Here is a 14,895-nt window from a genome sequence, read left to right as displayed (position 1 = left end):
TATGAAACAAAGTAAAATACCTATCCCAACGCTTCGCGAAATGCCAAGCGATGCTCAAGTTATCAGCCATGCTCTTATGTTGCGTGCTGGTTATGTTCGCCAAGTATCTGCAGGTGTTTATTCTTACCTACCACTTGCTAATCGTGTGATTGAAAAAGCTAAAAATATCATGCGCCAAGAATTCGACAAGATTGGTGCCGTTGAGATGTTGGCTCCTGCCCTTCTCAGTGCAGAATTGTGGCGCGAATCAGGTCGTTACGAAACTTACGGTGAAGACCTTTACAAACTAAAAAACCGTGAAAAATCAGACTTTATCCTAGGTCCAACACACGAAGAAACCTTTACAGCTATTGTCCGTGATTCTGTTAAGTCTTACAAGCAATTGCCACTCAACCTTTACCAAATCCAGCCTAAGTATCGTGATGAAAAACGCCCACGTAATGGACTTCTTCGTACACGTGAGTTTATCATGAAGGATGCTTATAGTTTCCACGCTAACTATGATAGTTTGGATAGTGTTTATGATGAGTACAAAGCAGCCTATGAGCGTATTTTCACTCGTAGTGGTTTAGACTTCAAGGCTATTATTGGTGACGGTGGAGCCATGGGTGGTAAGGATAGCCAAGAATTTATGGCCATTACATCTGCTCGTACAGACCTTGACCGCTGGGTTGTCTTGGACAAGTCAGTTGCCTCATTTGACGAAATTCCTGATCAAGCGCAAGAAGAAATCAAGGCAGAATTGCTCAAATGGATAGTCTCTGGTGAAGATACCATTGCTTACTCAAGTGAGTCTAGCTATGCAGCTAACTTAGAAATGGCAACAAACGAGTACAAACCAAGCAACCGTGTTGTCGCTGAAGAAGAAGTTACTCGTGTTGCAACGCCAGATGTTAAATCAATTGATGAAGTTGCAGCCTTCCTCAATGTTCCAGAAGAACAAACGATTAAAACCCTCTTTTACATGGCAGATGGTGAGCTTGTTGCAGCCCTTCTAGTTGGAAATGACCAACTCAACGAAGTCAAGTTGAAAAACTACTTGGGAGCAGATTTCTTTGACGTTGCTAGCGAAGAAGAAGTGGCGAATCTTGTTCAAGCAGGATTTGGTTCACTTGGACCAGTTGGTTTGCCAGAGAATATTAAAATCATTGCAGACCGTAAGGTACAAGATGTTCGCAATGCAGTTGTCGGTGCTAACGAAGATGGCTACCACTTGACTGGTGTGAATCCAGGTCGCGATTTTACTGCAGAATATGTGGATATCCGTGAAGTTCGTGAGGGTGAAATTTCCCCAGACGGACAAGGTGTTCTTAACTTTGCGCGTGGTATCGAAATTGGTCACATCTTTAAACTCGGCACTCGCTATTCAGCAAGCATGGGAGCAGATGTTTTGGATGAAAATGGCCGTGCTGTGCCAATCATCATGGGATGTTACGGTATCGGTGTCAGCCGTCTCCTTTCAGCAGTGATGGAGCAACACGCTCGCCTCTTTGTTAACAAAACACCAAAAGGTGAATACCGTTACGCTTGGGGAATCAACTTCCCTAAAGAATTGGCGCCATTTGATGTGCACTTGATTACTGTTAATGTCAAGGACGAAGAAGCACAAGCCTTGACAGAAAAGCTTGAAGCAAGCTTGATGGGAGCTGGTTATGAAGTCTTGACAGATGACCGTAACGAACGTGTCGGAGTTAAATTTAGCGACAGTGACTTGATTGGATTGCCAATCCGTATCACTGTTGGGAAGAAAGCGGCCGATGGCATCGTAGAAGTGAAGATTAAAGCGACTGGTGACACCATCGAGGTTCATGCAGATAACTTGCTTGAAACGCTTGAAATTCTCAGCAAGAAATAAAAACTATAATCAGAAGAAAAACAAGGAAAAAATGTAACTAGTTTTTACCTTGTTTTTTCTGTATAATGGGAAAAATGAGTAGATAAAGAGGTAAATGTATGCTAAGATTTCCAAAGGATTTTGTCTGGGGATCCTCTACTTCTGGACCACAAACAGAAGGACGTGTAGCTGGTGACGGTAAGGGAGATAATCTCTGGGATTATTGGTACCAAGTGGAGCCAAACCGTTACTATAATGGGATTGGTCCAGATAAGACATCGACCTTTTATGAAAATTGGGAACAGGATATCGACCTCCTGTTAGAAACTGGTCACACGGCCTTTCGAACTTCTATTCAGTGGTCACGGATTTTTCCACAAGGACGTGGAAAAGTCAATTCTCAGGGTGTAGATTTTTACCGTAAGGTTTTTGAGGCTATTAAGGCCAAAGGGATTCGTCTGTTAGTCAATCTTTATCATTTTGATTTGCCTTTTGCCCTTCAAGAGGATGGGGATGGTTGGGAAAATAAGGCGACAGTCTCAGCCTATGAAGACTATGCTCGTTTTTGTTTTGAGACTTATGGAGATTTAGTGGATCAATGGATTACCTTTAACGAGCCAATCGTTCCAGTAGAATTTGGCTATTTTTACGATGCCCATTATCCACATAAGGTGGATGCAGAGGTAGCGGTTAAAGTAGCTTATTATACACAATTGGCCAGCAGTCGGGCGGTTAAGGCCTGTCATGAACTCTTGCCTGATTCCAAGATTGGGATTGTCTTAAACTTGACACCGGCTTATCCACGTAGCCAGCATCCTGCTGATGTCAAGGCGGCTCGTATTGCGGACCTTTTTCAGGCCCAATCTTTCTTAGATCCGTCTGTTTTGGGGACTTATCCACAGGAGTTGGTAGAAATCTTGCATGAATACGGGCTCTTGCCTGATGCTACAGAGGAGGAGTTGGAGCTCATTCGTGACAATACGGTGGACTTCCTTGGTGTCAACTACTATCAACCTTTGCGTGTTATGGCTCCTCGATTTGCGAAGCATCCAGAGAGTCCACTCTTACCAGAACATTTTTATGAGCCTTATGTGATGCCTGGACGTAAAATTAATCCTCACCGTGGCTGGGAGATTTATGAGCAAGGGATTTATGACATTGCCCAAAATATCAAGGAAAACTATGGCAATATTGAGTGGATGTTGACAGAGAATGGTATGGGTGTTGAAGGGGAAGAAAAATTCCGTGAGAATGGAATGATTCAAGATGATTACCGTATTGACTTTGTAAAAGGTCATCTTCGCGAACTTTACCGTGCTATTGAAGACGGAGCCAATTGTAAGGGCTACTTAATTTGGACCTTTATTGACTGTTGGTCATGGCTCAACAGCTATAAAAATCGCTATGGTTTGGTTGAATTGGACTTGAAAACGCAAGAACGCCGTCTGAAGAAATCAGGGCACTGGTTCAAGGAATTAAGCGATAATAATGGATTTTAAAAAGGACTCTGACTGATTATCCTAATTGGTCAGAGTTTTTTGTTTACAAGAAGTTAATGTGAACTATACCAATTTTTACTCTTGACAAGTGAAAAAAACAAGTATATACTGTTTTTGCTGATTCTATAAAAGAAGAATTAGACTATACCAATTTTAAGGAGAAAGCACAGCTTGTCTGTGTCGTATATACTATGTGTGGAATTGTTGGTGTTGTTGGAAACACAAATGCAACTGATATTTTGATTCAAGGGCTTGAAAAGCTTGAATACCGTGGCTATGATTCTGCGGGAATTTTTGTCCTAGGTGGTGCTGAAAATCATCTGGTCAAGGCGGTTGGCCGTATTGCAGAATTGTCTGCTAAGACAGCTGGTGTGGAGGGAACAACTGGTATTGGACATACTCGTTGGGCGACTCACGGAAAACCAACGGAAGACAATGCTCACCCACACCGCTCTGAGACTGAACGTTTTGTCTTGGTGCATAACGGGGTGATTGAGAACTATCTTGAAATCAAGGAAGAATACCTTGCGGGGCACAACTTCAAAGGGCAAACAGATACGGAAATCGCCGTTCACTTGATCGGAAAATTTGCGGAAGAAGATGGCTTGTCAGTTCTTGAAGCTTTCAAAAAAGCTCTTCACATCATCCGTGGTTCTTATGCTTTTGCCTTGGTTGACTCACAAGATCCTGAAGTTATCTACGTAGCTAAGAATAAATCACCACTTTTGATTGGTCTTGGAGAAGGCTATAACATGGTCTGTTCAGATGCTATGGCTATGATTCGTGAGACTAATCAATATATGGAAATTCATGACCAAGAGTTGGTAATCGTCAAGGCAGATAGCGTAGAAGTTCAAGACTATGATGGCAATCGTCGTGAACGTGCTAGCTATACTGCAGAACTTGACTTGTCAGATATCGGTAAGGGAACTTATCCTTACTACATGCTCAAGGAAATTGACGAGCAACCAACGGTTATGCGGAAACTTATCCAAGCCTACACAGATGAGGCTGGTCAAGTTGTCGTAGCCCCAGCTATTATCAAGGCTGTTCAAGACGCAGACCGTATCTACATCCTTGCAGCTGGAACATCTTACCACGCAGGATTTGCTTCTAAGAAAATGTTGGAAGAATTGACAGATACGCCAGTTGAACTTGGAATCTCATCTGAGTGGGGCTACGGTATGCCACTTCTCAGCAAGAAACCACTTTTCATCTTTATCAGCCAGTCTGGTGAAACAGCGGATAGCCGTCAGGTTTTGGTCAAGGCTAATGAAATGGGAATCCCAAGCTTGACAGTGACAAATGTCCCAGGTTCAACCCTTTCACGTGAAGCTAACCATACCATGCTCCTTCACGCAGGTCCTGAAATTGCCGTAGCCTCAACCAAGGCCTATACAGCGCAAATTGCAGCCCTTGCCTTCCTTGCAAAAGCAGTCGGAGAAGCAAATGGCAATGCCAAAGCGCAAGCCTTTGATTTAGTTCATGAGTTGTCAATCGTAGCTCAGTCTATCGAATCAACTCTTTCAGAGAAAGAAACCATTGAAGTCAAGGTTCGTGAGCTACTTGAAACAACTCGTAACGCCTTTTACATCGGACGTGGTCAAGATTACTACGTAGCCATGGAAGCAAGTCTCAAACTTAAAGAGATTTCTTACATCCAGTGTGAAGGCTTTGCGGCAGGAGAACTCAAGCACGGAACTATTGCCTTGATTGAAGAAGGAACACCTGTTTTGACTCTCTTGTCAGATCCAGTCCTTGCCAACCACACTCGTGGAAATATCCAAGAGGTGGCAGCCCGTGGTGCAAAAGTCCTCACTATCGCAGAAGAAAATGTTGCTAAAGAGACAGACGATATCGTCCTTACGACTGTACACCCTTACCTCTCACCAATTTCAATGGTCGTACCAACACAATTGGTCGCTTACTTTGCAACCCTCCACCGTGGTCTTGATGTGGACAAACCACGTAACCTTGCTAAATCAGTAACGGTAGAATAGAATCTATGAATATACGGGCGTAAAGCCATAGGTTTATCCTATAAGGTTTTACAGCCTATTTTTTATGTTACAAATGATGATAGGGGTTTACTTTTCAATAATTATAGCAGATTGAATTTAGAACAGTACACAGGAATACTAAAATATTTCTAGAAATTAATTTGAATTTTCCAATTGATTTGTTCGTATCTTATTTCAAACTACTATAAAAAGAGGAAGCTGGGCAAAAACTCAATTTGAAGAGAAAATTCAGTAAATCTTTCCATGATAAAACGCATCATATTAAGGTTTTGTACACCTGATATGATGCGTTTTATCATTTTTAAGCCTTTTTGCCCAGCCTCGTCAAAAGTAAAGTTTTGGCACAAAATCTGTGACAAAACTTTAGTTTTAAAGGTTTTTAACTTTGTATATACTAGTTTTAAGAAAAGGAGGATGATCCTAATGGAAGAAAAAGTATCATTGAAAGTCAGAGTTCAAAAACTAGGGACATCGCTTTCAAATATGGTTATGCCCAATATTGGAGCATTTATTGCTTGGGGAGTGTTGACTGCCCTCTTTATCGCTGATGGCTATCTGCCAAATGAACAGTTAGCTACTGTTGTTGGTCCTATGTTAACGTATTTATTGCCAATCCTGATTGGTTACACAGGTGGATATATGATCCATGGTCAACGTGGTGCCGTTGTAGGAGCTATTGCTACTGTTGGTGCAATCACAGGTTCTAGTGTTCCTATGTTTATCGGAGCTATGGTAATGGGCTCACTGGGAGGATGGACTATCAAGAAATTTGATGAAAAGTTCCAGGAAAAAATTCGTCCCGGATTTGAAATGTTAGTTAATAATTTCTCAGCTGGTCTCGTTGGTTTTGCATTATTGCTTTTGGCTTTCTACGCAATCGGTCCAGTCGTATCGACTCTTACTGGAGCTGTTGGGAATGGTGTTGAGGCTATTGTTAATGCTCGCCTCCTTCCTATAGCTAATATTATCATCGAACCGGCTAAAGTCCTTTTCCTCAATAATGCCCTCAATCATGGCATTTTTACTCCTCTGGGAGTAGAACAGGTAGCTCAAGCTGGTAAGTCAATTCTCTTCCTATTGGAAGCTAATCCTGGACCAGGCCTGGGAATTCTATTAGCTTATGCTGTATTCGGTAAAGGTTCTGCTAAATCTTCTTCTTGGGGGGCAATGCTTATTCATTTCTTCGGAGGGATTCATGAAATTTACTTTCCTTATGTTATGATGAAGCCTACTCTATTTTTAGCTGCTATGGCAGGAGGTATCTCTGGAACTTTTACTTTTCAACTCTTAGACGCTGGTCTTAAATCTCCAGCTTCACCAGGTTCTATTATTGCGATTATGGCTACGGCGCCAAAAGGCGTTTGGCCCCATCTAAATGTTCTTCTAGGTGTTTTAGTGGCAGCAGTTGTTTCTTTCCTTGTAGCAGCCCTTATTCTTCATGCAGACAAGTCAACTGAGGATTCGCTCGAAGCTGCTCAGGCGGCTACCCAAGCAGCTAAGGCTCAGTCTAAAGGTCAGTTAGTATCAACTTCTGTTGATGCAGTTGTTTCGACAGACTCAGTGGAAAAAATCATTTTCGCCTGCGATGCTGGTATGGGAAGCTCTGCTATGGGAGCTAGTATTCTTCGAGATAAGGTTAAAAAAGCAGGTCTAGAGATTCCAGTATCTAATCAGGCAATCTCAAATTTGCTTGATACACCAAAAACATTAATTGTTACTCAGGAAGAACTGACACCAAGAGCTAAAGACAAGAGTCCAAGTGCTATTCATGTTTCTGTTGATAATTTCTTAGCGTCCCCTCGTTATGATGAAATTGTAGCTTCATTAACAGGAGCTTCTCCAATAGCAGAAATTGAAGGAGATATATCAACTTCAGCATCAGTAGATAGTCAGGAAATTGACCCTAACCATATTGATGCTGTAGTAGTTGCTTATGGTAAAGCACAGGGATCTGCAACTATGGGCTGTGAAACGATTCGGGCTATCTTTAGAAACAAGAATATTCGTATTCCAGTTTCTACTGCCAAAATTTCAGAATTAGGTGAATTTAATTCTAAAAACATAATGATTGTAACAACTATTTCTTTACAGGCAGAAGTGCAGCAAACAGCACCGAATTCTCAATTTCTTATTGTGGATAGTTTAGTAACAACACCAGAATATGACAAAATGGCTGTTAGAATGTACAAATAGAACTAGAGGTTTCTAAATTACGAATGCTATTAACCAAACGAGAAGAACAATTATTGAAGGCTTTCCTACATGTAGGGAAGCTTTCAATGCAAGACATGACTGAAATCTTACAGGTTTCATCTAGAACAATTTATCGAACTTTATCAGATTTGACAGATAGCATGGAGCAATATGGAATCGAAATAACGAAGCATGGGAAATACTATATTTTGACTGGAGAGTTGGATGATTTGCCGACAGAACTTGAAGTGTTAGTTGAGTATAGTCCCCAAGAAAGACAAGAGTTGATTACCTATCGCCTTCTGACTGAGAGTGGTTTTGTCACCAATGAAGCATTGCAAGAGTGCATGAAAGTCAGTAATGTAACTATTATTCAGGATATTTCAGATATTGATAAGCGTCTTTTAGACTTTGATCTGAAAATTGAACGACAAAAAGGTTATCGTATTTCTGGTGATTCAGTTGGTAAGAGAAGATTTTTGGCTATTTTACTGACAAACTGTATCTCAGTAGCAGATTTTTCAACCGGTAATTTTGGGAGCTTTGATATTTTAGAAGCAGATAGAACTAGGCTGGCCAGTCAGATTGTTAATAAGCAACTGTCAGGTTTTCCAGATATGGATGCTAGGATGAAGATGTTTTTTGCGATCTTGTTATCTCTTATAGGTCAGGAGCAAAACATTGAAAATTCACCTAATACTAGTAAGCAGGCTTTGGAAATTTCTCAAAAAATTTTTCAAGCTTACTCTAAGCAGACTGCACAATTTTATAGTATTCAGGAAATTATCTATTTTGCGAGCATCTTGGATGAATTAATCATTAAACGTCAGGACAATCCGCTCTTTACGGAGAAATTTGATGGTGAATTTTTCTACAATATTTCAAATCTGATTGATACGGTTTCCATGTATACCAAGATTGACTTTTTTAAGGACAAGGTTTTATTCAATTTTCTTTTCCATCATATTCGGCTCAGTTTAGGCGTCCCTATCCTTTTTCAGGGTGAAAATTTGCCAGAATCTGTCCAGATTTTAGTTGAAAGGAATAAATTTCTTTATACAGTCATCAGTCTTTTAGTAAATGATATTTTTCCGAAATATCTTCATACAGAGTATGAGTATGGCATGATTGCCCTACATTTTATCTCTAGCTTAGGCCGTAGTCCAGAGATTTATCCAGTCCGTGTTTTGCTTTTAACGGATGAACGTCGGGTCACTAGAGATTTATTAGTCAGTAAAATTAAGAGTGTTGCTCCTTTTGTAGAGTTGATAGATATTCAGTCTCTAGTAGATTACCACAGTATTGATCTCAGTCAGTATGATTATATTTTATCTACCAAGCCGCTGACTAATCAGGAAATCGATGTAATTTCTAGTTTTCCAACCGTCAAAGAACTGCTTGAATTACAGGAACGACTTCAGTATGTACAGGCACATCGTACAATTGTCGCGCGTGATGCTATCGCTCCAGAGAAAAGTTATGACTTGCAAGATTATTTAATATCTAGTAGTCAGCTTTTGAGTCAATTCGAGTTGGTTCAATTGGAGAATAATCAATCATTTGAGCACACGGTAGAACAAATCATCCAATATCAGAAGAATGTGAGTGACAGAGATTACCTAACAAGAAAATTGTTATCTCACTTCCAGAATAGTCCTATGGCTATTCCTAATACTGGTCTGGTGCTTTTACATAGTCAGTCTAGCAAAGTAACAACAAATAGTTTTACTATGTTTGAACTCAAACTACCTATCTCCGCATTGTCAATGAAACGAGAGGAAGAAGAGGTCAAAAGGTGTCTGCTAATGCTAATGTCTAAAGAAGCTAGCGAGGAAGCGAGAGATTTAATGACAGCTATCAGTCAGTCGATTATTGAAAATCATCTTTATACAGAGATTTACAAGACGGGAAATCAATCCATTATTTATCAGATGCTAAATACTATTTTTAACGAAAAAATTAAGAAATTGGAGAACTAATATGAAACTTGAAAAACATTTGATTAAGCTTAATAAACAATTTTCTAACAAGGAGGAAGCTATTTGTTATTGTGGGCAAGTTCTTTATGAGGGTGGATATGTTAATGAAGACTATATTGAAGCCATGATTGAGCGAGATAAAGAGCTATCTGTTTACATGGGTAACTTTATCGCCATACCGCATGGAACAGATGCAGCAAAAAATGATGTCCTCAAGTCTGGTATTACAGTCGTTCAAGTCCCTAGAGGGGTTGATTTTGGGAATGTATCTAACCCTCAAGTGGCAACGGTTCTTTTTGGTATTGCTGGTATTGGTAATGAACACTTAGAAATTATTCAGAAAATTTCTATCTTCTGTGCAGATGTAGATAATGTTCTTAAACTAGCAGATGCTCAGTCAAAAGAGGAAGTATTGCGCTTATTTGATGCTGTTGAATAATTGAATTTAGTCATTTGTTATCTAGTATATATGTCCCTCAAATAGGAAAAGGAGAAATTGAATGAAACATTCTGTTCATTTTGGTGCCGGTAATATCGGTCGTGGTTTTATAGGTGAAATTCTATTTAAAAATGGTTTCCATATTGATTTTGTGGATGTCAATAATCAGATAATTCATGCTCTAAATGAAAAGGGCAAGTATGAAATTGAAATTGCACAGAAAGGACAGTCTCGTATAGAAGTAACTAATGTGGCTGGCATTAATAGCAAAGAAGACCCTGAGCAAGTCATTGAAGCGATTCAAAAGACGGATATTATTACTACTGCAATCGGACCTAATATACTCCCTTTTATCGCTGAACTTCTAGCCAAAGGAATCGAAGCTCGCCGAGTTGCAGGAAATACACAGGCATTGGATGTTATGGCCTGTGAAAATATGATTGGCGGGTCTCAATTTCTTTATCAAGAAGTCAAGAAATATTTAAGTCCGGAAGGTTTGACATTTGCTGATAACTACATAGGTTTTCCAAATGCTGCAGTAGACAGGATTGTTCCAGCACAAAGTCACGAAGATTCCCTTTTTGTTGTGGTCGAACCCTTTAATGAATGGGTCGTGGAAACCAAGCGTCTTAAAAATCCAGATTTACGTCTAAAAGATGTGCATTATGAAGAAGATTTAGAACCCTTTATTGAGCGAAAACTTTTTTCAGTCAATTCTGGACATGCAACTTCAGCTTACATTGGTGCGCATTATGGTGCCAAGACAATTTTGGAAGCTCTTCAAAATCCTAATATCAAATCTCGGATTGAATCTGTATTAACTGAAATTCGGAGTCTCTTGATTGCCAAATGGAACTTTGATAAAAAAGAATTGGAGAATTATCACAAAGTCATTATAGAACGGTTTGAAAATCCTTTCATAGTGGACGAGGTTAGTCGCGTAGCTCGTACTCCAATCCGAAAATTAGGCTATAATGAACGATTCATCCGGCCGATACGTGAATTGAAAGAACTCAGTTTGTCATATAAAAACCTACTTAAAACAGTTGGCTATGCCTTTGACTATCGCGATGTAAATGATGAAGAAAGTATTCGATTAGGTGAATTGTTGGCTAAACAATCAGTCAAAGATGTTGTTATACAAGTTACAGGTTTAGACGACCCAGAATTGATTGAGCAAATTGTAGAGTATATTTAATCTTTTTCGAAAATCTCTTCAAATCAGGTTAGCATCCATCTGCAACCTCAAAACAGTATTTTGAGCTGACTTCATCAGTTCTATCTACCACCTCAAAGCAGTGCTTTGAGCTGACTCCGTCAGTCTTATCTGCAACCTCAAAACAGTGCTTTGAGCAGCCTGCGGCTAGCTTCCTAGTTTGCTCTTTGATTTTCATTGAGTATTAGAATAATTTTTCAAATTGGAGGACAGAGTAGATAGGGATAATGGATATGGTAGAATTGGGAATTTCAACATTTGGGGAAACAACGGAGCTTGAAGGGATTGGGCAAACTTACAGTCATGACGAACGCATTCGCCAGTTGCTAGCAGAGGTTGAACTGGCTGACAAGGTTGGTTTGGATGTGTATGGGATTGGTGAGCACCATCGAGAGGATTTTGCAGTATCAGCCCCAGAGATTGTCCTGGCAGCTGGGGCAGTCAATACCAAGAAAATCCGTTTGACCAGTGCAGTCAGCATTCTCTCGAGTATGGATCCGATTCGCTTATTCCAACAATATGCCACTATCGATGCTTTGTCAAATGGACGTGCGGAGATTATGGCTGGAAGGGGTTCTTTCACGGAATCATTTCCTCTGTTTGGCTATGATTTGAAAGACTACGAAGCCCTTTTTGATGAGAAATTAGACTTGCTCCAGTTAGTCAATGAAAAGACAAAGCTAGACTGGAAAGGTCGATTGACCCAAACGATTGCTGGTAAAGAAGTTTATCCTCGTCCAGTTCAGGACAAATTACCCTTGTGGATAGTGACAGGTGGTCATGTCGAATCAACAGTAAAGATTGCTCAGGCAGGCCTACCGATTGTCTATGCCATTATTGGTGGTAACCCTCGTTATTTTAAAAAGTTGATTCAGGCTTATCGTGAGATTGGGAGCGAAGCAGACCATGCCAGTCAGGAACTAAAGGTTGGGGTCCATTCTTGGGGTTGGATTGCTGAAGATGGCGAGCAGGCTGTGAAAGATTATTTCCATCCGACCAAGCAAGTAGTGGATGCTATTTCCAAAGACCGTCCACACTGGCAAGAATTGCGTTATAAGCAATATTTGGAGCAGGTAGGATCAAATGGCGCCATGTTTGTGGGCAATCCAGATCAGGTGGCCGAAAAATTGATTCGCATGATTGAAGACTTAGGTTTGGACCGCTTCATGCTCCATCTACCGCTTGGTTCCATGCCTCATGAACAAGTCCTGAGAGCTATTGAACTCTTCGGCACACAAGTGGCTCCCAAAGTCCGGGCTTACTTTGCCATGAAAGAGGCTTAATAAAAAATACTAATCAGGCTGATAAAAAATCTATATAACAACTATTTTAAAAAAGCAATAAACAGAAAAAAATCTCTGAAAANNTTTTCAGAGATTTTTTTCTCTATTGATATAAACAATCCCAATCAAGTCGATAGTCAATATATATTGGGAAAAGGTCAAAAGGAGTGGTAAGATGGTTTCAATCCAAATGGAAGGAGAGAAGTATGACAAGTAAAAGAGAGCTAGTTTTTAGAGCTATTCGAGGAGAAGAGGTGGAACGGGTTCCTGTTGGCTTTTGGTTTCATTTTGTAACACTGGAGGAAAAAGGACAAGGTTTAAATAATCCACGTATCTTTCAAAAAAGTGTAGAGGGACATCGGAAGTACGTTGAAAGAATCCATCCTGATTTTGTCAAAATGATGAGTGACGGATTTTTCATTTATCCAAGTAATGTCTACAGTCCTAAGGTTACAAGTCTTCAGGAGTTAGCTTCTATTGAGTCGATTGGTGAAAACCATCCTTGGATTCAGCAACAAGTAGAAGTGGTAGAGGCTATTCGAGCAACCTTCACTGAGGACATTGCATCATTTTACAATATTTTTTCTCCGATCTCCTATTTGAAAAGGTGGTTTCGTACAGAGACTTCTAGAGGTGATAAGGAGGTTTCAGATCTTTTTCTTGAAAATCCAGAGCTATTCAGGAATGTTTTAGACGTGATAGCTGAGGATATCGCTATCCTAACTAAAAAAATCATTCAGGATGGTGGAGCAGATGGAATCTATCTCAGTACACAAGAAATTCAGGATGAGCGCATCACAGCAGAATTGTATCAGACCTATATTGAGCCAAGTAACATAAAGGTTTTAGAAGCTGCCAATCAGGTAGGTGGGGTAAATATCCTGCATATCTGCGGTTTCCAAGGTGCCAGTAACAATGTGACTATTTTCAAAGATTATCCAGCCCAGGTTTTCAATTGGGCAACCCACCATGAAGCAGTCAGTTTACCTCAAGGTCAGGAGCTATTTCATGGCAAAGCGGTCTTGGGTGGTTTTGAAAATGGGAAGCAGAGCCTGCTTTATGGAGGTAGAAAGGCTGCACTACAAGAGGAAACCAAACGATTGTTGGCTGAAGCTGGGACTAGAGGAGTCCTTCTTGGAGCGGATTGCACGGTTCCAGATGACTTTGAATTAGAAAGATTGGACTGGATTCGTCAGGCTGCTATGTTAGAATAGGAGAGCCTTATGAAAAGAAAAAAGTGGCTATTGGTAGGGACGGCCCTCGGATTTGTCATCTTACTTGCGATCAGTCTTACAAAGGGACTTGCTTGTAAGGAAGGGCCAAGATGTCATGGGATTCAGGATTTTCAGAAGAGAAGTCTTCCCTTTATTCAAACCAATGATATTGCCAGTGTTTTATTAGTTGAAAAAGAAAGAAATGGAAAATAGAGATGTCAGAAAAAAGAGACTGGGTTTTAAAAGCATTTAGAGGAGAAGTGGTTGGCCGTGTACCTGTAGGTTTTTGGCACCACTTTACATCAGAAGAGGAATGGTTAAAGGGATTTTCCAATCCTGTGATTATTGAAAAGAACATACAAGGTCACAAACGTTTTATCCGTGACCTACATCCAGACTTTATCAAGTTGATGAGTGATGGCTATTTTGCTTATCCAAATCCAGTTATTGCTAAAGGGAAGTCACTCCAAGAGCTGTCGGAGGTTCAACCTCTGGGTAAAGATCATCCGTGGATTAGAGAGCAGGTAGAATTAGTGAAGAAGATTAAGCAGGAGTTTACGGAAGATATTGTTGCTATTTACAATATTTTTGCGCCTGTGACCTACCTCAAATGGTTACTTGGAGAAGTGTCTGGTGGAGATGATCTCATTGCAGATTTCTTAGTTCAAGATTCTCAGAAATTGAAAAAAGTCCTTGATGTGATTGCGCAAGATATCGCTAGCTTGAGTCAAGCTATTATTAAAGATGCAGGAGTAGATGGTATTTATCTCAGTGTGCAAAGTATTCAGGATGCGCGTGTTTCTGCTGAAGCCTATCAGGAGATTATTGAGCCGAGTGAACTGACTGTTTTAAATGCGGCTAAGTCGGTTGGTGGGGTAAATATCCTTCATATCTGTGGCTATGAAGGAGCTCGAAACGATATTCATATCTTTGCAGACTATCCAGCTCATGTTTTTAACTGGGCAGTTGGTCCAGAAGGGATTAGTCTAAAAGAAGGTCGTGAGATTTTCAAGGGTCGTGCTGTTCTGGGAGGATTTGAAAACGGTAAAGATGGCCTTCTCTATCGAGGCAGTAAGGAAGAAATTCAGGCTGAAACCAAACGATTGGTAGAAGAAACAGGGAAAGATGGCCTCATACTTGGAGCAGATTGTACCATTCCAAACGATATTGCAGTGGAGCGTATCCAGTGGGTGAGAGAAGCAGTAGCTAAATAAAGG

At 40.3% G+C, this 14,895-nt stretch carries 11 protein-coding genes; all 11 read left to right on the top strand.

Annotated features, from left to right (window positions below):
• Position 1 precedes the first annotated feature (1 nt).
• The gene (locus HT691_RS00775) at positions 2–1,855 is read left to right on the top strand and encodes a proline--tRNA ligase (protein WP_054392882.1); all 1,854 of its coding nucleotides are present in this window, start codon (positions 2–4) and stop codon (positions 1,853–1,855) included.
• Between the two features lie 98 nt (positions 1,856–1,953).
• Positions 1,954–3,333: a 6-phospho-beta-glucosidase gene (bglA, locus tag HT691_RS00770; protein WP_023932520.1), complete on the top strand. Its 1,380-nt coding sequence runs from the start codon at positions 1,954–1,956 to the stop codon at positions 3,331–3,333.
• A gap of 191 nt (positions 3,334–3,524) precedes the next feature.
• Positions 3,525–5,333, top strand: a complete 1,809-nt coding sequence (gene glmS / locus HT691_RS00765; RefSeq protein ID WP_000334290.1) for a glutamine--fructose-6-phosphate transaminase (isomerizing) — start codon at positions 3,525–3,527, stop codon at positions 5,331–5,333.
• A 444-nt stretch (positions 5,334–5,777) separates the two neighbouring features.
• The gene (locus HT691_RS00760; protein ID WP_172925226.1) at positions 5,778–7,547 is read left to right on the top strand and encodes a PTS mannitol-specific transporter subunit IIBC; all 1,770 of its coding nucleotides are present in this window, start codon (positions 5,778–5,780) and stop codon (positions 7,545–7,547) included.
• A gap of 23 nt (positions 7,548–7,570) precedes the next feature.
• Positions 7,571–9,526 carry a transcription antiterminator gene (locus HT691_RS00755; protein ID WP_001864364.1) on the top strand — a complete coding sequence of 652 codons (1,956 nt, stop codon included), beginning with the start codon at positions 7,571–7,573 and terminating at the stop codon, positions 9,524–9,526.
• A gap of 1 nt (position 9,527) precedes the next feature.
• Positions 9,528–9,965 carry a PTS sugar transporter subunit IIA gene (locus HT691_RS00750; RefSeq protein ID WP_000764149.1) on the top strand — a complete coding sequence of 146 codons (438 nt, stop codon included), beginning with the start codon at positions 9,528–9,530 and terminating at the stop codon, positions 9,963–9,965.
• A 61-nt stretch (positions 9,966–10,026) separates the two neighbouring features.
• Positions 10,027–11,163 (top strand): mannitol-1-phosphate 5-dehydrogenase, encoded by a 1,137-nt coding sequence (locus tag HT691_RS00745; protein WP_000682964.1) that lies wholly within the window; start codon positions 10,027–10,029, stop codon positions 11,161–11,163.
• A 251-nt stretch (positions 11,164–11,414) separates the two neighbouring features.
• Entirely contained in the window at positions 11,415–12,464 is a 1,050-nt protein-coding gene (locus HT691_RS00740) for an LLM class flavin-dependent oxidoreductase (RefSeq protein ID WP_031243218.1), read from the top strand.
• 206 nt (positions 12,465–12,670) lie between these two features.
• Positions 12,671–13,678 carry a uroporphyrinogen decarboxylase family protein gene (locus HT691_RS00735; RefSeq protein ID WP_172925225.1) on the top strand — a complete coding sequence of 336 codons (1,008 nt, stop codon included), beginning with the start codon at positions 12,671–12,673 and terminating at the stop codon, positions 13,676–13,678.
• Between the two features lie 9 nt (positions 13,679–13,687).
• Positions 13,688–13,891, top strand: a complete 204-nt coding sequence (locus tag HT691_RS00730; RefSeq protein ID WP_000823549.1) for a hypothetical protein — start codon at positions 13,688–13,690, stop codon at positions 13,889–13,891.
• Positions 13,892–13,893: 2 nt separating this feature from the next.
• Positions 13,894–14,892, top strand: coding sequence for a uroporphyrinogen decarboxylase family protein (locus HT691_RS00725; RefSeq protein ID WP_050222822.1), 999 nt, complete (start codon positions 13,894–13,896; stop codon positions 14,890–14,892).
• The last annotated feature ends 3 nt before the right edge of the window (positions 14,893–14,895 follow it).

Origin of the sequence: Streptococcus sp. 477, from assembly GCF_013277295.1 — a bacterium.
Taxonomy (GTDB): Bacteria; Bacillota; Bacilli; order Lactobacillales; family Streptococcaceae; genus Streptococcus; species Streptococcus pseudopneumoniae.
The sequence above is the reverse complement of the archived record's forward strand: the minus strand, read 5'-3'. Positions and strand labels throughout refer to the sequence as shown.

What these genes read in the sequence shown, in the direction of transcription:
- HT691_RS00760 (WP_172925226.1), top strand. Translation starts at nt 5,778, where the DNA reads ATGGAAGAAAAAGTATCATTGAAAGTCAGAGTTCAAAAACTAGGGACA.
- HT691_RS00775 (WP_054392882.1), top strand. Translation starts at nt 2, where the DNA reads ATGAAACAAAGTAAAATACCTATCCCAACGCTTCGCGAAATGCCAAGC.
- HT691_RS00755 (WP_001864364.1), top strand. Translation starts at nt 7,571, where the DNA reads ATGCTATTAACCAAACGAGAAGAACAATTATTGAAGGCTTTCCTACAT.
- bglA (WP_023932520.1), top strand. Translation starts at nt 1,954, where the DNA reads ATGCTAAGATTTCCAAAGGATTTTGTCTGGGGATCCTCTACTTCTGGA.
- HT691_RS00725 (WP_050222822.1), top strand. Translation starts at nt 13,894, where the DNA reads ATGTCAGAAAAAAGAGACTGGGTTTTAAAAGCATTTAGAGGAGAAGTG.
- HT691_RS00745 (WP_000682964.1), top strand. Translation starts at nt 10,027, where the DNA reads ATGAAACATTCTGTTCATTTTGGTGCCGGTAATATCGGTCGTGGTTTT.
- HT691_RS00740 (WP_031243218.1), top strand. Translation starts at nt 11,415, where the DNA reads ATGGTAGAATTGGGAATTTCAACATTTGGGGAAACAACGGAGCTTGAA.
- glmS (WP_000334290.1), top strand. Translation starts at nt 3,525, where the DNA reads ATGTGTGGAATTGTTGGTGTTGTTGGAAACACAAATGCAACTGATATT.
- HT691_RS00750 (WP_000764149.1), top strand. Translation starts at nt 9,528, where the DNA reads ATGAAACTTGAAAAACATTTGATTAAGCTTAATAAACAATTTTCTAAC.
- HT691_RS00730 (WP_000823549.1), top strand. Translation starts at nt 13,688, where the DNA reads ATGAAAAGAAAAAAGTGGCTATTGGTAGGGACGGCCCTCGGATTTGTC.
- HT691_RS00735 (WP_172925225.1), top strand. Translation starts at nt 12,671, where the DNA reads ATGACAAGTAAAAGAGAGCTAGTTTTTAGAGCTATTCGAGGAGAAGAG.